Below are 17,547 nucleotides of genomic sequence, written 5' to 3'. Positions count from 1 at the left end.
CAATACCAATATTGACCGTTTGGTCAATAGATTGCAATAGCTAAGCTTGAAGCGTGGTCGGAGTAAAGAAACCAGAGATCGAGCGGCGCGACGACATTCTCGCCGCCGCAAAAACCGTGGCGATCCGTAGCGGGCTAGAAACTGTCTCGGCTCGCACGGTTGCCGCTGAAGCCGACCTCTCGAACGGCCTCATCTACTTCTACTTTGAATCCAAAGACGGACTCCTGCACGCTCTGCTTGCGCGACTGCTCTCCACAACTCTCGACGGCCCCGAAAATGGTTTCGGCAGCGAATTGCCAGCAGACGTCGCCCTGTTTCAGATGGTGGCCACTGAACTGGAAGGTCTGCACACTCAACGCGACGACGTCGATCTTCTTTTTCAGTTCTACTTCTTCCGTCAGAGCACGGAGTTTCGTGACGAACTCAACACCGGCCTGAGCCGCTACGCCGACACCATGGAGCCGATCACAAACCGATTCGCTCACGAGCACGGCCTTGCCCCCGAAGCGTTCCGATCGACACTCATCGCTCTCATCCAGGGAGCCGCGATCGATGTTGTGCGTCGCCCCCAAGAGTTCAGCGCCGAAAAGCTTCTCCAGATAGTCGCTGCTATCGCATCGACCGCGACTCGCAATGTACATTTTGGCAGTTGAAACGTACAATTGATGCATGTCGACCACCAGCATCGCTGACGCCCGCAAGAACTTCTCCGAGGTCATCGCCACGTCAGAGCACGAAGCTGTTTTTATCGAGCGCCGCGGGCAGCGTGCTGCCGTTGTCGTGAGTCCGGAGCAGTATGAGCGCATGATGGATGCGCTAGAAGATGCTGAGGACGTTGCCGCCTTTGACGAAGCAATGGCCGATGAGGGGCCGAACATTCCCTGGGAGCAGGTCAAGGCCGATCTGGGCTGGTAGTGGCCTACCGCATCGAGGTCACGCCCGCCGCGGCGCGCGCCCTTAAGCGAGCTGACCATCAGCATCGCGACCGAATCCGTGGCGCAATCGCCCTCCTGGGCCAGGACCCACGGCCTCCGGGCGCCAAGGCGCTTCACGGGCGGCCGGGTTTTCGCGTGCGCATCGGCGACTATCGCATCGTCTACACAATTCAGGATGACGTGCTGCTCGTCGTTGTCGTCACCCTCGGGCATCGGCGCGACGTCTACAAACGCTAGTTCGCGCTCAGCAGCGCCTCCAACGCGGGCGCATCCGTGAGCGGCAGGCGGCACACAAACTCTTCGCACAGGTAGGCCGTCGGTGCGCCGTCAGTGGCGGTGCGTGCAGCAAACAGCTCGAAACCGGATGCCGCAAAAGCGTCCGCCTGAGTCTGCGAGACCGCGACACCAATGCCTCCAGCGCGGTGCAGCGTGCGGGCCAGAATCGTGAGCTCGTCGCCCGCCTCATCCCCGGTCACGACGACGAGCTGGCGCAAGGGTGCACCGAGCTCCGACATGAGGGTGAGGGCGGTTCCGAACGAGATGGGTTGCTGGGCTGCGAGTTGGCCGACCAGCTTCATGGAAGCCTCAGCGGCATCCCGGTACTGGGCATCGCCGGTGAGGGCAAAGAGGGTGTGAGCGGCGGCGGCCATGGCGCTGAGGCCGCTGGGGTGGGCTCCGTCGCTGATGTCGGCTTCGGTCGAGAGACCCTGCGCGGCGAGCACGGAGTCGCTGCCACCGGGGAGGCCGAAGGGTGAGCTTCCCGAACCTGCGGCTCCGGCTGCGAGCGCTCCGTCGATAAGGTCGCGGGCGGCAATCGCGTAGCGAACCTCGCCGGTAGCGATCGAGAGTTCGAGCAGACCTTGAGCGAGCATCCCGCTGTCTTCGAGGGTTGCTGCCGCCTCGGAGAGGATGCCGTCGATCGAGGTGCGCACGAGCCGCTTCCCTGCAATGCCGGCACCCGCAGTCGCGCCAGCACCCGAGCCGTCGTCGGCACCAGCAACAGCACCCGCAATACCCACGTGCTCCGTGAGCAAGAAGTCGGCGGCACCGCGGGCCAGCGCGATCCACTCGGGGTTGCCGTGGCGAGCGCCGGCGAGGGCAAGTCCTTCGATGGCGAGACCGTTCCAGCCGGTGAGGATCTTGTCATCGCGGGGCGGGGCTTCGACGCGGGCGCGGCTCGCGGCATCCAGCGAATAGTAGAAGCCTTCGACGCGCTTGCCGTCGACGGTGCTTTCGGAGTCGAGGCCCGACGCAAACGCTCCCGAGGGCAGCAGCAGTTTGTCACGCAAGAACTCGGCGACGCCCGTCGCGATCTCAGCAGAGTCGGCGAGCGCATACGCGGCGAGCAGTTGGGCGTTGTCGTAGAGCATGCGTTCGTAGTGTGGGTCGGTCCAGTCAGCCTGGGTGGAGTAGCGGAAGAAGCCGCCATCAACCGGGTCGCGCAGGGCGGATGCCGCCATCGCCTTCAGCGTGCGGTCAGCGAGGCCGGCCGCCTCGGGCGAGTGTTCCGCGGAGCGGGCGCCGCGATCGAGAAGGAACCGCAGCACCGGCGTAACCGGAAATTTGGGGGCGTCACCAAATCCGCCGTGTTCGAGGTCTTCGGCGGCAGCGAGCGCATCGATCACGTCAGCAAAGTCGGTGACGAGTTCACTCTCCACACCGCGGCTCTGCGCGAGCGCCTGAGCAATCGCGGCTCCGCTCGTCTCCACTTGCTCACGCCGCGCCGTCCACGCATCCGTCACTGATTCGAGCACTTGCCGGAATGCCGGATGCTGCCCCACAGCGGTCGGCGGCCAGTACGTGCCGGCAAAGAAGGCTCGCCCCGCGGGTGTGACGAACACGTTGAGGGGCCAGCCCAGGTTGGGCGTGAAGGCGGACGCCGCCGCTAGATAGGTGGAGTCCACTTCGGCGTGTTCTTCGCGGTCGACTTTGATCGCCACGAAGTTCTCGTTGAGGTAGGCGGCCAGCACGGGGTCACTGAAAGATTCGCGGGCCATCACGTGACACCAGTGACACGTGGAGTAGCCGATGGAGACCAACACGGGCACATCGCGGCGTTTCGCTTCGGCAAAAGCTTCGGCAGACCATTCCCACCAGTCCACCGGATTTGTGGCGTGTGATCTCAGGTATGGGCTCGCAGCAGTTTCCAGACGATTGGGCATAGTCTCAGAGTATGTCGAAGTTGACCGTGACCTACATTGGCGGCCCCACCGCTTTGCTCGAATATGCCGGATTGCGCATTGTGACTGATCCCACATTCGATGCCCCACAGCTTTACCCCGACGAGGGCGGTGTGCCGCTCACGAAGACGGCGGGTCCGGCGCTGAGCCGAGCGGATGTTGGCACTGTCGATCTGGTGTTGCTGTCGCATCACGAACACCAAGACAACCTCGACTACGAGGGACTCGAACTTCTCGCCACCGGTGTGCTGACGATCAGCACCATGAAGGCGGGCTCTGACCTCTTCGGCGGCGGCGTTGTTGGTCTCGACTCGTGGGAAACCGTCGGAGTAGGTGCCGTCACCGTCACCGCGGTGCCCGCACTGCACGGCCCTCCCGGTGCTGAAGCTCTCGTTGGCCCGGTCACCGGTTTTGTGCTGCAGGCCGAGGACGAGCCGACCATCTACGTCAGCGGTGACAACGCTTCCCTGCCGCTCGTGCAGCAGATCGCCGACCGTTTCCCTGACATCAGCATCGCCGTGCTGTTCGCGGGCGCTGCCCGCATCTCTGCGATCAGCGGTCCTCTCACCTTGACGTCAGCGGATGCCGCACAAGCCGCCCGCATCTTGGGCGCCACCCATGTGGTCGGCCTCCACACCGAAGGGTGGGAACACTTCACCGAAACCCGTTCCGACCTCGAAGCCGCGTTCGCGGGAACGGGGTTGCTCGTGGAGACGCCGCCAGGGGTTGCGGTTGATATTACTTCTGCCAACTCTCGCATCTAGTAATCGACCGCCCGTTGGTCGCTGTCGGCAGCGCGAGTCAGCCCGTCGTGCTGGCCGCTAGTGAGGGCTGGTCAGGCTCTGAGGCGACGGCGGAGTCACATTCAGTCTTCTCGAGGCTTACGCCAATGCTCTGCCACAGCGGCCCCGTTTCGGGTGTGGGCTTTCACCACAATCGCCCCGGCGTTGCGGGCAGCCATCGGAATCGTCGTTGGCGAGAATGCTGCTCGAATCGACTTCGCCCTCTCGAGCTGTTTCTGGTCGAAGGCCTGACTAATCAGATCGGTCTGGGATGCGGGCAACCCATAGGTTGCGGCTACATCGCGCCATTTCTCGACTGCGGTCGCGATCCGAAAAACTGATTCCGCTGCCTCCGCCGACGAGAGTCCGTATGTTGCGGAACTGCTGATCAGGTTCCTGATATCTCGCTCCCGCGGATCGTCGTCAGCATTGATGGCTCGGGAGTTGATGGAGCCGCGGTGTGGGCTGGGGTTGATGTCGAATGCGGGAGCCAACCGCCAGCCACCGCCGTCACGCAGGAACCCGTGGTTGCGCCAATGGTCGTCGACATTGTTGATGAGCACGGTCAGCGCTACGCGGGAAAACATTTCGCGCAGGTCAGCGCTTGGGTCTGTCGACAGGCTGCCGATCGCATCGGCAAAATCCTCATAGGTGCGGGTGCTCGTGTCATTAGCACCGATTCCGAGCGCTGTTGCGCCCGAAATGTATCCTCTTCGGGAGCGTGGCTCGGTGCGGTCAAATCGTTCAACGACCAGCACCGACTTTCCGTTAGGCGTCTGAACGAGTTGGAATTGCGGGGTGTGGATGTCTACGGAGCTCGCGATTGTCAAGGCGACAGCCTCCCACGCTTCGACATCGAGGTTGCGATCTTTTGAGTGCGGGAGCTTCGCGATAGCTAAGCGCCCCTTCTTCGTCACTACGTTCGCTTTGGGACGGGCACCGCCGGGGCTCGTGGCGATGTCATTCAAATAGGCGATGTCTTCGTCGGTTGCCTCGTTGTTGTCGTATCGCGCGGCAACCTCGACAATTTTGTTCAAGTTGTGGATGTTTGCGATCCCATGGTCGGGAGCCTGCCACGGGCCGTCCGCGAATCGAAGCCGGATATCTCCCATTCTGGTCGCGTCGGATACGCCCATCAGGTAGTCGAACTCGCCCAGTACTCTCGGGAGTTCGGGGTTCCTCTTCCGAAGGATGACCCTGTTGGCTTCGATCACCTTCTGGCCCCATTCATCTGGGGAGGCGTCGGAGAAGACACCAAAGAGCGTCTTATTCGCGGGAGTGAAGATGCGTCCTGTTATCAGCGGGAGGTCGGGTGACAGCGGGGCGGCGTTGCCTGATCCTAGATATTCTGAGGTGTATTCGAACGAGGAGCTGGCGAGAGATCGGCCACCTTGGAAGGACGGGCGGAGGATGCCGACCGTTGTGGGCGAGGCTCCGCCTCCGATTGCGACTTCGATGATGTCCGAGGGTTTCATATGCTGCCGCCGCCGCGGAGAATGTCGTCAATTCGGCTTCGCCCGGCATTGTTGTTGTAGGGGTCCGCCGCGTCCACGATGATGCCTTCGACGCCCAATACGGCGAGCACGGCAAACATCGAGTCCATGCGCGCGGTGCCGGTACCGTTCTCTATATTTCGAAGTGTTTCGCGGGTGATAAATGCGCGCTCGGCAACCTGTACCGCGGTCAGACCGTTCACCTTGCGCCACCGCTGGAGGTTGGCGCCGAAGTCCCTCAGTAGTCGCTTGTGCTGGGATGAGTCTCGCTGCACCATGGCGCCCCCTTTTTTGATAGCTATAGATGCCAATATAACAAGTTTTGATGGCTATAGCTATCAAAAGCCCGGCACCAGCATTTGCTGTGCTGTTCGCGGACGCTGCCCGGAGTTGCTGTGGGGGTAGGGCTTCCGCCGGTCGAACAACGGCGGCCTCCTTAGCGCATCGCGATAGCCCTTGCTAGATGCTCAAGAAGACAAACACAACGCCGGCCAGGAGAGACAGCATCCCCAACGCGCCCCCGACCACCGCGAAGACAACTGATATCCGGTGCCACCTACGGTCGGGCATCCGGCGCGCGAACCAAGTCCAACCCAATTTCTCGAAACGCTCGCGACTTTTGCGCGCGTAAGTTTCTCGCTGGATCCAAGTGTATGTGGCGGCAACCAGAAGTATCACGCCAAGAAAGAGAAACCCTTGGGCATTAGTTGCCGGCATGGGAGCCCCAGCAGCTAGCGTTAGTCCGTCCATGACCATCCCACTCCTACAGAACATCCCGCACCGCCACCTTCACACCATAACGAAGGCGCCCGCCCACAGTCTCGAAGTCCAGCTCCATCCCGGAAATTGTGTCAACTTTTGGCTTGCCGTCTCACGGATGGTCGCCACGATTCGTTTTCGAGGCCCCTCGCAGCACGTAGCCTGTTCGATCGTCGACCAATGGCAAGGGACTGCTGAGGGTTGAGGTGACTCCTAACGTGTGGTGATTTCGGTCACTGCTGGAAGGATGTTGACCATGCCAAGAGCTTTTCCGAGAGAGTTCCGGGACGATGTTGTGGCGATTGCGAGGCGCCGTGAGGTGTCGTTTGAGCGGATCGCGAAAGACTTCGGGATCTCTGCAACAACTGTTCAAAACTGGGTGTCGAAAGCTGAGGTCGAGGACGGTGTGAAACCTGGTGTGACTGCGGCCGAGCATGCGGAGAATCGTGAGCTGAAGAAACGCGTTCGGCTGCTTGAGCAGGAGAACGAGGTTCTGCGTCGTGCGGCGGCGTATCTGTCTCAGGGGTCGCTCCCAAAATGATCTACCCGCTCGTCCGCGAGCTGGCCGCGACCGGTGCCCCGATCAGGGTGCCGGTCGCGGTGACGTGCCGGGTGTTGAAGATCGCCAAGCAACCCTTCTATCGGTGGCTGAAGGACCCGGTCTCGACCCGGGATTGGGATGATGCGCAGCTGACCAACGCGGCGATCGATATCCACCGCGATGACCCGGTCTTCGGGTATCGGTTCGTCGCCGACGAGCTCGAAGACCTCGGGTTCGTCGCGTCGGAGCGGCGGGTGTGGCGGCTGTGTTCCCAGCAGCGACTGTGGTCGGCGTTCGCAAAGAAAAAGGGCTCCAAGAACCGCAAACAGGGTCCGCCCGTGCATGATGATCTCGTGCAACGCCAGTTCACCGCGGCCCGACCCAATGAACTCTGGTTAACGGACATCACAGAGCATTGGACGAGCGAAGGCAAGCTTTATCTGTGCGCGATTAAGGACGTGTTCTCCAACCGGATCGTGGGCTACTCGATCGATGACAATATGACCGCGCAGCTGGCCGTGAACGCGCTGCAGATGGCAATCCAGCGTCGCAGACCGACCGGGACGACATTACATTCGGACCGAGGAAGTCAATTTCGATCCAGGCGTTTCGTCCACGCCCTCAGCTCCGCCGGGCTCACCGGATCGATGGGCAGGGTTGGTGCCGCCGGCGACAACGCGGCCATGGAATCGTTCTTCGCCCTGCTGCAAAAGAACGTCCTCGACCAACACCGGTGGACCACCCGCCAGCAGCTGCGCCTCGCAATCGTGAGCTGGATCGAGGGCACCTACCACCGTCGTCGACGCCAGCGTGTCCTGGGCCGTTTGACGCCCATCGAATTCGAGACCATCATGAACACTTCGACCGCAATCGCGGCCTAAGAAAACGAGTAACCAAAACCCTCAGCAGTCCCCCATACGACAGCACATGCCTCGGGATGACCGCCTGGGTCAAACGGCCTGCAGCATCGAAGGTGTAGGTCGAGGTTTCGGTTCGCGGATCAGCCACCCACGAATCCGACAGTGTGTTCTGAATGATCCGGCCCGACTGCGACCGCACGCCCGAAGCGGCTCCGCACTCGAGTACGAGGGAGTAGAAACTACAACTTCAATCGTTTCGACGAGATTCGGTCGCTGTCTGAAGGTTGGGACCTGAACGCTCCCGTAGAGCTGTTAAGGCTCCGAACCCGCCCGCTACAAGGGTGGCGACTGGCGCACATAGAGCGATCGGGTTCCAACCAGTGAATGGGGCAACAACAAGAAGCCCGAAGGCAACCGCCCCAATGACGGCTCCACACGCCACGACCACAACCCGAGAGCCGAGGGTGCGAGCGAACCTGCGAGCTAGGAGCCCAGTGACGATGGAACCCGTCGAGGCGCTAAGCCCCCAGAGAATCCCGAGAAATTGCCCCACCGCCAGTGCAACAAGAAAGAATGTAATAGCCCCTGTTGCTGTCACCGGGTTGGCAGCCACGCTCCTAAATAAACTTGGTAGCGTCCAAACAATTATGAACAATCCCGACAGAACGAAGCCGGCTGCAGACCCGAAGAAGACGAATCCCTGCCAGCGCGGAGAGTTGATCAATAAATTTCTAACGACCTTTCTCATTCCCGCTCTCCCTGCCCTCATCGCGCGATCCACTTAGAGCCTCGCCCGGGAACCCAAATATTTGGGTGAACAAAACGACGGTAGTTCGCAGCCATATTTTTCCACTGCAGCCTATCGGCTCCCACCGTATGCCCGAATCGCCCTGTAGGTCTCACCGCAACTGCAGTTGAAAAGTGTCGAAGATAGAGAGTCGCCTTACGTTGAACAAATTGGAAGCCGACCTTGGAGCCGGGGCCGACGAAATACTCCTTCGAGGTGACAGTGAATACAGTAGTTGACCTACCCGCAGCGACAACAACATCTCCTCCCCCGTTTACGCCTGGAACACCGAATAGAGCCTCTAGATGACACGAAGAACCGTTCGTAAGTGACGCGCACCCCGTCACTGGGAATGGAAAAATGCTAGATGGATTTGCTTGAAACACTGCCATTGCTTTTTCAGGAGTGCCAAAGACGGAAACTGGGCCGATTTCATCCTCATAGTCGTAGCTGTAGTCGCCAGCGGCCTTGCCCGAAAGATCTAGTTGGTTGATCGGGTCAGCCGGATAGTCATAAGCATTAGTAACCCCACCCTCAACAGGATCCACTTCCAGGAACCTGCCAAGCCCGGCAACATACTGCCTGGCACCCATCTCGATCGTCGCGATCGAACCCTGATGCTCATACAACTTCCGGTGCTGCCCAACGAAGGCGTAATCCGCATCCCCCGGCGACGTGTCAGTGACCGCGTCATCCGCGACCTCTGTGCCGATATCTCCGGTGACCGGGTCGATGGGTTGCCCGAACGGATCAAACGCCGCCCGCACACCGATCCGGATACCGAGGTGGTCGGTGAGGATGATCGAGTCCCCATGCAGGTTCGGGTACGACCACTTCGCATCCGCGGCCACAGGCAGCGACACATTCACCCCACCCGGCAATGACAGAGTCTCCTCGATCAACGCACCGGCACCATCCAGCACACCGAACATGCCGCCCGCGGTAAACGTGTAACGGATGATCTCGGCTGGTTGACCTGGTGCGGTGGAGGTTCGCAGAACGATCCGCCCCGTCGCATCCCGCACATATTCGATCACGGTGCCGTCATCCAACACCGTCTTCAGGTGCCGATCAGCGCCGTCATAGAACAGTTGCTGATCAGCCAACCGGGTCGTGTTGCCATGCGCGTCATACGTCAGACTTGCCGCACTCAGATTTGTGGAGAGCAGAGTGTTCGCCCCTGCCGGAGCACCCGCTACCGCCGTCGATACCAACCGGTCGGATGCGTCATAACAGTAGCCAGTTGTGATCGGGGTGCCGGCATCCTTCACATCCGAGAACGACGTGCGGTTACCGTTACGACCGGCAAGATCACTCGCACCCGCACCACACGTAGTGTCACCGAAACCATAGGTGAGCACATGTCTCGGGATGACCGCCTCAGTTAAACGGCCTGCCGCGTCGAAGGTGTAAGTCGAGGTTTCCGTTCGCGGATCAGCCACCCACGAATCCGACAGAGTGTTCTGAATGATCCGGCCCGACTGCGACCGCACCACCGAATCAGACACCACCGTGGCATCCGGAAAACTCCAACTGAAACCAGTACCCGCACCAGCCTCGTTGCGCGTGATGTTGCCCAGGTTGCTGCCATTGGCATACGCCACCGACTCTAGGAGCTGCGTCGCCGATAAATCCGCCGTACCTGCCCTGCATGGCCCTCCTGGCGCGGAAGCCCGCGTCGGCCCGGTCACCGGGTTCGTGCTGCAGGCCGAGGGCGAACCAACTATCTACGTCAGCGGCGACAACGCTTCCCTGCCGCGCGTGCAGCAAATCGCCGACCGCTTCCCCGACATCAGCATCGCGGTGCTGTTCGCGGGTGCTGCCCGCATCTCGGCGGTCAACGGCCCTCTCACTTTGACATCAGCGGATGCCGCAGAAGCCGCCCGCATTGTGGGCGCCACCCACGTCATCGGCCTCCACACCGAAGGGTGGGAACACTTCACCGAAACCCGCGCCGACCTCAAAGCCGCCCGGGGTTGCGGTGGAGATTGGGACTAGACGCTTGGCCGGTCTCTGAGCTCTACTTTCGTCGCTAAGCATAAATGGTGGGACACCACAAACCATCTGATTTGCTCGACGAGCGAGCGTCTAACGAGCGGCGGCGAGAGCCTCGGTTCAATTGAACGTTTGGGGGATCTCGATCAGCGGAGAAAAGTCACCCTTGAAAACGTCAAGTTCGAACAAGTCATCGAATTGATCGACGTTCAGCGTCGCGGAAACCCACATTCCATCAGAGTCAAAGAAGGTCACCTCCGCTACTTGCCTCTCAACCCGCTCTTCTACTGCGCGGCCACGTATTGTCAAACTGCCCATGCCACCGTCGTCCATTTCCAAGACGGAAATGTCTGGAAACGTGGCGTTCAACGCTAAAATTTTGGGCGCTCTCTCCAATAGGGCTCTAATCAGTCGCAATTCACCAGAGGTGGGGGGACGATAAGTTGGTTCCAACGGTCAAACCGCCCTTCTATTTACAGTGATGCGTCCGACATTTATGACTCGGCTTGATACCCTAAAGGCACTATAGGTCAGGGCTACCCCAGACACAGTGACTCCACCCGAGCGTTGACCAGTAAGGCCTCGAGCAATCGGCCTCAGGTCCGCACGTACAACTTTCGATACCGCTACCCTGCTAAGGCCAACCTTGTCCGTGTGACGAAATGTGTGATGCGTCGCGTTCGGGTTCCCCCCGAACTGTATTGCGGGTGCCCGCGTGGGCAGACCGACTGCTCCAGCAGCAATCAGCGCAACCGACGCCTTCATCGCATCTTGATGTTCGTATTGCCACCGCGCGGCATCTCGAAGCCACAGCGGTTTACTCGAATCGTTGAACGATGCATACGTTAGGCGATCTACCGCTGCCTGTAATTCAATATCTGCCTGAGATTGCGCTGGAGGCTCCCAACTTACCGTCCCACATTCGGGGTCCCACGAACACTTCCCACTCAAATCGAGTTTGTTGATCGGGTCAGCCGGGTAATCATAAGCATTCGTCACCCCACCCTCCACAGGGTCAACCTCCAGGAACCTGCCTAGACCGGCAACATACTGCCTAGCACTCATCTCGATTGTCGCGATCGACCCCTGATGCTCATACAACTTCCGGTGCGCACCTACGAACGCGTAATCCGCGTCGCCAGGGGAGGTGTCAGTGACCGCGTCATCCGCTACCTCTGTGCCAATATCACCAGTGATCGGGTCGATGGGTTGCCCGAACGGATCAAACGCCGCCCGCACACCAACCCGAGCACCAACATGGTCGGTGAGGATTATCGAATCACCATGCAGGTTCGGGTACGACCACTTCGCATCCCCCACTACCGGCAGAGACACGCTCACCCCACCCGGCAGCGACAGAGTCTCCTCAAGCAGAGCACCGGCACCGTCCAACACACCGAACATGCCACCAGCGCTGAGCGTGTAACGGATCACCTCCGCATCCTCGCCCGGTGCTGTGGAGCTGCGCTGAACAATCCGCCCCGTCGCATCCCGCACGTATTCGATTACGGTGCCGTCATCCAACACCGTCTTCATATGTTGATCAGCACCGTCATAGAACAGTTGCTGATCAGCCAACCTGGTCGTGTTGCCATGCGCGTCATACGTCAGCGTTGCCTCACCCAGGTTTGTTGAGAGCAGGGTGTTTGCCCCTGCCGGAGCGCCTGCCACCGCCGTCGACAACAACCGGTCAGACCCGTCATAACAATAATCAGTCGTGATCGGGGTGCCGGCATCCTTGACATCCAAGAACGACGTTCGATTACCATTACGACCCGCAAGATCACTCGCACCCGCACCACACGTAGTGTCGCCAAAACCATACGAGAGCACATGTCTCGGGATGACCGCCTCAGTTAAACGACCAGCAGCATCGAACGTGTAAGTAGAGGTTTCCGTTCGCGGATCAGCCACCCACGAATCCGACAGAGTGTTCTGAATAATCCGGCCCGACTGCGACCGCACCACAGAATCCGACACCACCGTTGAATCCGGAAAACTCCAACTGAAACCAGTACCCGCACCAGCCTCATTACGGGTGATACTGCCCAGGCTACTGCCATTGGCATACGCCACCGACTCCAAAAGCTGCGTTGCAGTCGCAGCTCGCATCTCCGCAGTCAACGGTCCCCTCACTTTGACATCTGCGGATGCCGCAGAAGCCGCCCGCATCTTGGGCGCCACCCACGTGGTCGGCCTTCACACCGAAGGCTGGGAACACTTCACCGAAACCCGTGCCGACCTCGAGGCGGCGTTCGCGGGGACCGGGTTGCTCGTAGAGACGCCGCCCGGGGTTGCGGTGGGCATTGGACACGCCCCTGCCTGCTCCTAACCGCACCTTAACCCCGCTGTCATCGCGCGGGACATGGGGCTAGCGTTCGGTCAAGCCGACGACGATGAGCACTACCCCAAGAGCCACGAAAATCGCCATAAGGACGACCCCGATTCTGAGAATGACTTCCTCAGATAGGCGACTTAGGCGCTTCACCTTGGAGGCGCGGATTATCTCCACCATTGAAGCCGCCCACTTGTGACGAAACAAAAACTGACCAGATCCCATGAGCACGAGAACTATTCCAAAGATGACCAAATCCGATATCACGGAATACCTAACTGAAGAGAAATGATGTTGCCACGAGGATTAGTCCTATGAAGACAATAACGAAGCCCTGAGCAGTCGACGCATTTATCCAATACTCCTCCGAGCGGTGCCGTCGGGAGGAGCTTCGTTGCGTCCAAAAATCTGAAGCGTACCGGCCCATCGCTTTCCTGATCAGGAGCACAAAAGCGCCTCCGCCTACCATCGCGATCCCAAAAACGAGCATTCCGGTTTCATTCACGTTGATCTCCGTCTTCAAGTTTCACCAAGTGTATTGACCCATTAGCGAGCATCCACCCTCCGCTCCTGCTGAGACGCCGCCACTGAGACTGCTTATTCCACCACCACCAAGACCGACTTCGCCGAAAGCACCAACCGGTCCCACTGCGCCCGAGCAGCCCGCGGTCACGCTCATCCCCGGCGCAATTTCCCCTATCGTGCCCCCTAGCCGCAAACTCGCGCCCCCTTTGGGCCCGACTCCTGCGCCGAGGACCCCATGAAAAGCACCGTCTTGATCGACAATGACGCCGCCAGTGCCACAGATAAGCAAACAGCCGCTGAGCGATATTGAGCCGCCGCCAGGCGACGGTGAGCACGTTGCATCGCCACAGATCACCCCCACATAAGCACCAGAGTGCTGGAAAGGTTTCGGCTTTACATACGGCCTCCATGTCGTACGGCTCATTTCTTGGATTGTCACTGGTCGAGAGGAGGCACCAAGGTTTCGTAGCACTGGCTTGTTTCCTTTCCAGAGAGTTGCTGCCGATTTCCCGGTGCTCCGCGAAACGCGATCGACGGAGTCAGCAGTGTATTCCCCAGTTAGATCAAACTGGTTGATCGGGTCAGCCGGATAGTCATAAGCATTCGTCACCCCACCCTCAACAGGGTCCACCTCCAAAAACCTGCCCAGCCCGGCAACATACTGCCTGGCACCCATCTCGATCGTCGCGATCGACCCCTGATGCTCATACAACTTCCGATGCTGCCCCACGAAGGCGTAATCCGCGTCGCCAGGGGAGGTGTCCGTGACCGCGTCATCCGCTACCTCTGTGCCGATATCTCCGGTGACCGGATCGATGGGTTGCCCGAACGGATCAAACGCCGCCCGCACACCAACCCGAGCACCAACATGGTCGGTGAGGATTATCGAATCACCATGCAGGTTCGGGTACGACCACTTCGCATCCGCGGCCACAGGGAGTGACACACTCACCCCGCCCGGCAACGGCAGCGTCTCCTCAATCAACGCACCAGCACCATCCAACACACCAAACATGCCACCCGCAGTAAACGTGTAACGAATGACCTCCGCTGATTCGCCCGGCGCTGTGGAGCTGCGCTGCACAATCCGCCCCGTCGCATCCCGCACATATACGACCTCGGTGCCGTCATCCAACACCGTCTTCATATGCCGATCAGCGCCGTCGTAGAACAACTGTTGGTCAGCCAACCTCGTCGTGTTGCCATGCGCGTCATACGTCAGAGTTGCCGCACCCAGATTTGTTGACAGCAGAGTGTTCGCCCCGGCCGGAGCACCCGCCACCGCCGTCGACAACAACCGGTCAGACCCGTCGTAGCAGTAGTCCGTTGTGATCGGGGTGCCGGCATCCTTGACATCCAAGAACGACGTTCGATTACCATTACGACCCGCAAGATCACTCGCACCCGCACCACACGTAGTGTCGCCAAAACCATACGACAGCACATGTCTCGGGATGACCGCCTCAGTCAAACGACCAGCAGCATCAAAGGGGACTGCTGAGGGTTTTGGTTACTCGTTTTCTTAGGCCGCGATTGCGGTCGAAGTGTTCATGATGGTCTCGAATTCGATGGGCGTCAAACGGCCCAGGACACGCTGGCGTCGACGACGGTGGTAGGTGCCCTCGATCCAGCTCACGATTGCGAGGCGCAGCTGCTGGCGGGTGGTCCACCGGTGTTGGTCGAGGACGTTCTTTTGCAGCAGGGCGAAGAACGATTCCATGGCCGCGTTGTCGCCGGCGGCACCAACCCTGCCCATCGATCCGGTGAGCCCGGCGGAGCTGAGGGCGTGGACGAAACGCCTGGATCGAAATTGACTTCCTCGGTCCGAATGTAATGTCGTCCCGGTCGGTCTGCGACGCTGGATTGCCATCTGCAGCGCGTTCACGGCCAGCTGCGCGGTCATATTGTCATCGATCGAGTAGCCCACGATCCGGTTGGAGAACACGTCCTTAATCGCGCACAGATAAAGCTTGCCTTCGCTCGTCCAATGCTCTGTGATGTCCGTTAACCAGAGTTCATTGGGTCGGGCCGCGGTGAACTGGCGTTGCACGAGATCATCATGCACGGGCGGACCCTGTTTGCGGTTCTTGGAGCCCTTTTTCTTTGCGAACGCCGACCACAGTCGCTGCTGGGAACACAGCCGCCACACCCGCCGCTCCGACGCGACGAACCCGAGGTCTTCGAGCTCGTCGGCGACGAACCGATACCCGAAGACCGGGTCATCGCGGTGGATATCGATCGCCGCGTTGGTCAGCTGCGCATCATCCCAATCCCGGGTCGAGACCGGGTCCTTCAGCCACCGATAGAAGGGTTGCTTGGCGATCTTCAACACCCGGCACGTCACCGCGACCGGCACCCTGATCGGGGCACCGGTCGCGGCCAGCTCGCGGACGAGCGGGTAGATCATTTTGGGAGCGACCCCTGAGACAGATACGCCGCCGCACGACGCAGAACCTCGTTCTCCTGCTCAAGCAGCCGAACGCGTTTCTTCAGCTCACGATTCTCCGCATGCTCGGCCGCAGTCACACCAGGTTTCACACCGTCCTCGACCTCAGCTTTCGACACCCAGTTTTGAACAGTTGTTGCAGAGATCCCGAAGTCTTTCGCGATCCGCTCAAACGACACCTCACGGCGCCTCGCAATCGCCACAACATCGTCCCGGAACTCTCTCGGAAAAGCTCTTGGCATGGTCAACATCCTTCCAGCAGTGACCGAAATCACCACACGTTAGGAGTCACCTCAACCCTCAGCAGTCCCACATGACAAACTCCCAACTCACCCAGCGATGGTTCTCGTGGCGCGACTCCAGTATTCACCCTATTTACCTATTCCACGGTCTAACTGCTGACAAGGAGCCATTCCTCTAAGCCATCAGATACTGGCAGCCAGTGGGGCGAAGTTCACACGGCATGGAGCTCCAGTCGACGTGAAACGGGATGAACCCTGTACTGAAGTTGACGAACGCCGATCCCATGCTCCCAACAGCTGTGGAAAGAACTCTCATTGCTAGCGCTTTTGCCAATTTTCCGAATTTAAGCGAGGCGTATCCAGTTATTGTTCCCTGAACCGCGCCCTCAGCTATACCGCCCAGAAATGCATTCCGCTGCGCGTCAAGCGAGGCATTTTTCTCAGCACTTTTGACGGCAGCATCGATCCCTGAGCCCAGCCCTGACAACCCCGCGCTAAAAGGTAGACAGGATTCGTTAGCGACGATGAAACAGCCTGTTGCCCCCATGGAATATGTCGCGCTGCGAATGTAGCCAACCGCTATACGTGCAGGAAGATTTACTCGGGTAGACGGCTTAGTCGGCCGATTCGCTTTCCAAACCGAGTGCGCATTGGCACCCGCCCTGTCAGCGGCATCCGCAGTCATAAGTCCGCTGAGGTCGAGCTTGTTGATCGGGTCAGCCGGGTAGTCATACGCGTTCGTCACCCCGCCCTCAACCGGATCCACCTCAAGGAACCTGCCGAGTCCGGCAACATACTGTCTGGCACCCATCTCGATCGTCGCGATCGACCCCTGATGCTCATACAACTTCCGATGCTGCCCCACGAAGGCGTAATCCGCGTCGCCAGGGGAGGTGTCCGTGACCGCGTCATCCGCTACCTCTGTGCCGATATCTCCGGTGACCGGGTCGATGGGTTGCCCGAACGGATCAAACGCCGCCCGCACACCAACCCGAGCACCAACATGGTCGGTGAGGATGATCGAGTCACCATGCAGGTTCGGGTACGACCACTTCGCATCCGCAGCCACAGGCAGAGAAACACTCACCCCGCCCGGCAACGACAGCGTCTCCTCAATCAGAGCACCGGCACCATCCAGCACACCAAACATGCCACCGGCAGTAAACGTGTAACGGATAACCTCCGGCGACTCGCCCGGTGCAGTTGAGGTGCGCTGAACAATCCGCCCCGTCGCATCCCGCACATATTCGATCTCGGTGCCGTCATCCAACACCGTCTTCGAATGCCGGTCAGCGCCGTCGTAGAACAACTGTTGGTCAGCCAACCTCGTCGTGTTGCCATGCGCGTCATACGTCAGAGTTGCCGCACCCAGATTTGTTGACAGCAGAGTGTTTGCCCCGGCCGGAGCACCCGCCACCGCCGTCGACAACAACCGGTCAGAGGCGTCGTAACAATAATCAGTGGTGATCGGAGTGCCGGCATCCTTCACATCCGTAAACGACGTGCGGTTACCGTTACGACCAGCAAGATCACTCGCACCCGCACCACACGCGGTATCGCCGAAACCATACGAGAGCACATGCCTCGGGATGACCGCCTGGGTCAAACGACCAGCCGCGTCAAAAGTGTAGGTCGAGGTTTCGGTTCGCGGATCAGCCACCCACGAA

At 59.8% G+C, this 17,547-nt stretch carries 18 protein-coding genes; 7 read left to right on the top strand and 11 right to left on the bottom strand.

What is annotated here, in order from left to right:
- Positions 1–53: 53 nt before the first annotated feature.
- Genes AC1ENN_RS03440 through AC1ENN_RS03430 form a run of 3 tightly spaced genes read left to right on the top strand, consistent with a single transcriptional unit; the run spans position 54 to position 1,172 of the window.
- Entirely contained in the window at positions 54–653 is a 600-nt protein-coding gene (locus AC1ENN_RS03440; RefSeq protein WP_480406683.1) for a TetR/AcrR family transcriptional regulator, read from the top strand.
- Between the two features lie 16 nt (positions 654–669).
- Positions 670–915 carry a type II toxin-antitoxin system Phd/YefM family antitoxin gene (locus AC1ENN_RS03435; RefSeq protein ID WP_480406682.1) on the top strand — a complete coding sequence of 82 codons (246 nt, stop codon included), beginning with the start codon at positions 670–672 and terminating at the stop codon, positions 913–915.
- A complete protein-coding gene (locus AC1ENN_RS03430) occupies positions 915–1,172 on the top strand; it encodes a type II toxin-antitoxin system RelE family toxin (RefSeq protein ID WP_480406681.1) in 258 nt (85 codons plus the stop codon). The genes AC1ENN_RS03435 and AC1ENN_RS03430 overlap by 1 nt, the downstream gene beginning before the upstream one ends.
- On the opposite strand, the gene AC1ENN_RS03425 is transcribed toward AC1ENN_RS03430, so the two are convergent.
- On the bottom strand, positions 1,169–3,097 hold the full coding sequence (locus AC1ENN_RS03425) for a thioredoxin domain-containing protein (RefSeq protein ID WP_480406680.1): 1,929 nt from the start codon (positions 3,095–3,097) through the stop codon (positions 1,169–1,171). The genes AC1ENN_RS03430 and AC1ENN_RS03425 overlap by 4 nt on opposite strands.
- An 11-nt stretch (positions 3,098–3,108) precedes the next feature.
- Here AC1ENN_RS03425 and AC1ENN_RS03420 point away from each other — a divergent pair, with 11 nt between their 5' ends.
- Positions 3,109–3,879, top strand: coding sequence for an MBL fold metallo-hydrolase (locus AC1ENN_RS03420; RefSeq protein ID WP_480406679.1), 771 nt, complete (start codon positions 3,109–3,111; stop codon positions 3,877–3,879).
- 101 nt (positions 3,880–3,980) lie between these two features.
- On the opposite strand, the gene AC1ENN_RS03415 is transcribed toward AC1ENN_RS03420, so the two are convergent.
- Both AC1ENN_RS03415 and AC1ENN_RS03410 read right to left on the bottom strand, forming a co-directional pair.
- Positions 3,981–5,372, bottom strand: coding sequence for a type II toxin-antitoxin system HipA family toxin (locus AC1ENN_RS03415; RefSeq protein WP_480406678.1), 1,392 nt, complete (start codon positions 5,370–5,372; stop codon positions 3,981–3,983).
- A complete protein-coding gene (locus AC1ENN_RS03410; protein WP_449648778.1) occupies positions 5,369–5,668 on the bottom strand; it encodes a helix-turn-helix domain-containing protein in 300 nt (99 codons plus the stop codon). Before AC1ENN_RS03410 ends, AC1ENN_RS03415 begins: the two co-directional genes overlap by 4 nt.
- 737 nt (positions 5,669–6,405) lie before the next feature.
- Between AC1ENN_RS03410 and AC1ENN_RS03405 the strand changes: the two genes are divergently transcribed.
- Positions 6,406–7,571 (top strand): IS3 family transposase gene (locus AC1ENN_RS03405; RefSeq protein ID WP_480406926.1). Its coding sequence is split into 2 segments (ribosomal slippage): positions 6,406–6,679 and positions 6,679–7,571, totalling 1,167 coding nucleotides; the frame shifts between segments, so codons are not numbered across the junction.
- 226 nt (positions 7,572–7,797) lie between these two features.
- On the opposite strand, the gene AC1ENN_RS03400 is transcribed toward AC1ENN_RS03405, so the two are convergent.
- Entirely contained in the window at positions 7,798–8,163 is a 366-nt protein-coding gene (locus AC1ENN_RS03400) for a hypothetical protein (protein WP_480406677.1), read from the bottom strand.
- A gap of 152 nt (positions 8,164–8,315) precedes the next feature.
- The gene (locus AC1ENN_RS03395) at positions 8,316–9,779 is read right to left on the bottom strand and encodes an RHS repeat-associated core domain-containing protein (protein WP_480406676.1); all 1,464 of its coding nucleotides are present in this window, start codon (positions 9,777–9,779) and stop codon (positions 8,316–8,318) included.
- A 25-nt stretch (positions 9,780–9,804) separates the two neighbouring features.
- On the opposite strand from AC1ENN_RS03395, the gene AC1ENN_RS03390 reads away from it, so the two are divergent.
- Positions 9,805–10,335, top strand: coding sequence for an MBL fold metallo-hydrolase (locus tag AC1ENN_RS03390; RefSeq protein WP_480406675.1), 531 nt, complete (start codon positions 9,805–9,807; stop codon positions 10,333–10,335).
- A 117-nt stretch (positions 10,336–10,452) separates the two neighbouring features.
- Here the strand turns inward: AC1ENN_RS03390 and AC1ENN_RS03385 are convergent, their stop codons facing one another.
- On the bottom strand, positions 10,453–10,785 hold the full coding sequence (locus AC1ENN_RS03385) for a DUF6984 family protein (protein ID WP_480406674.1): 333 nt from the start codon (positions 10,783–10,785) through the stop codon (positions 10,453–10,455).
- Between the two features lie 3 nt (positions 10,786–10,788).
- Entirely contained in the window at positions 10,789–12,246 is a 1,458-nt protein-coding gene (locus AC1ENN_RS03380) for an RHS repeat-associated core domain-containing protein (RefSeq protein WP_480406673.1), read from the bottom strand.
- Positions 12,247–12,394: 148 nt separating this feature from the next.
- Between AC1ENN_RS03380 and AC1ENN_RS03375 the strand changes: the two genes are divergently transcribed.
- Positions 12,395–12,664, top strand: coding sequence for a hypothetical protein (locus AC1ENN_RS03375; protein ID WP_480406672.1), 270 nt, complete (start codon positions 12,395–12,397; stop codon positions 12,662–12,664).
- Positions 12,665–12,703: 39 nt separating this feature from the next.
- Here AC1ENN_RS03375 and AC1ENN_RS03370 read toward each other — a convergent pair whose 3' ends face one another.
- The 4 genes from AC1ENN_RS03370 to AC1ENN_RS03355 all read right to left on the bottom strand — a co-directional run bounded on the left by AC1ENN_RS03370 (position 12,704) and on the right by AC1ENN_RS03355 (position 17,540).
- Complete coding sequence (locus AC1ENN_RS03370) at positions 12,704–12,847, bottom strand: hypothetical protein (protein ID WP_480406671.1); 144 nt, start codon at positions 12,845–12,847, stop codon at positions 12,704–12,706.
- A 346-nt stretch (positions 12,848–13,193) separates the two neighbouring features.
- The gene (locus AC1ENN_RS03365) at positions 13,194–14,663 is read right to left on the bottom strand and encodes an RHS repeat-associated core domain-containing protein (RefSeq protein ID WP_480406670.1); all 1,470 of its coding nucleotides are present in this window, start codon (positions 14,661–14,663) and stop codon (positions 13,194–13,196) included.
- Between the two features lie 51 nt (positions 14,664–14,714).
- Positions 14,715–15,880, bottom strand: a protein-coding gene (locus AC1ENN_RS03360; protein ID WP_480406926.1) for an IS3 family transposase whose coding sequence is annotated in 2 segments (ribosomal slippage) — positions 14,715–15,607 and positions 15,607–15,880 — 1,167 coding nt in all. Because the reading frame shifts where the segments join, the coding sequence is not laid out codon by codon here.
- 175 nt (positions 15,881–16,055) lie between these two features.
- Entirely contained in the window at positions 16,056–17,540 is a 1,485-nt protein-coding gene (locus tag AC1ENN_RS03355) for an RHS repeat domain-containing protein (RefSeq protein WP_480406669.1), read from the bottom strand.
- Positions 17,541–17,547 lie beyond the last annotated feature (7 nt).

The organism is Rhodoglobus sp. G.S.23 (assembly GCF_056675935.1).
This window is presented reverse-complemented; position numbering and strand designations above follow the sequence as displayed.

What these genes read in the sequence shown, in the direction of transcription:
- AC1ENN_RS03435 (WP_480406682.1), top strand. Translation starts at nt 670, where the DNA reads ATGTCGACCACCAGCATCGCTGACGCCCGCAAGAACTTCTCCGAGGTC.
- AC1ENN_RS03425 (WP_480406680.1), bottom strand. Translation starts at nt 3,097, where the DNA reads ATGCCCAATCGTCTGGAAACTGCTGCGAGCCCATACCTGAGATCACAC.
- AC1ENN_RS03420 (WP_480406679.1), top strand. Translation starts at nt 3,109, where the DNA reads ATGTCGAAGTTGACCGTGACCTACATTGGCGGCCCCACCGCTTTGCTC.
- AC1ENN_RS03415 (WP_480406678.1), bottom strand. Translation starts at nt 5,372, where the DNA reads ATGAAACCCTCGGACATCATCGAAGTCGCAATCGGAGGCGGAGCCTCG.
- AC1ENN_RS03410 (WP_449648778.1), bottom strand. Translation starts at nt 5,668, where the DNA reads ATGGTGCAGCGAGACTCATCCCAGCACAAGCGACTACTGAGGGACTTC.
- AC1ENN_RS03390 (WP_480406675.1), top strand. Translation starts at nt 9,805, where the DNA reads ATGATCCGGCCCGACTGCGACCGCACCACCGAATCAGACACCACCGTG.
- AC1ENN_RS03370 (WP_480406671.1), bottom strand. Translation starts at nt 12,847, where the DNA reads ATGGTGGAGATAATCCGCGCCTCCAAGGTGAAGCGCCTAAGTCGCCTA.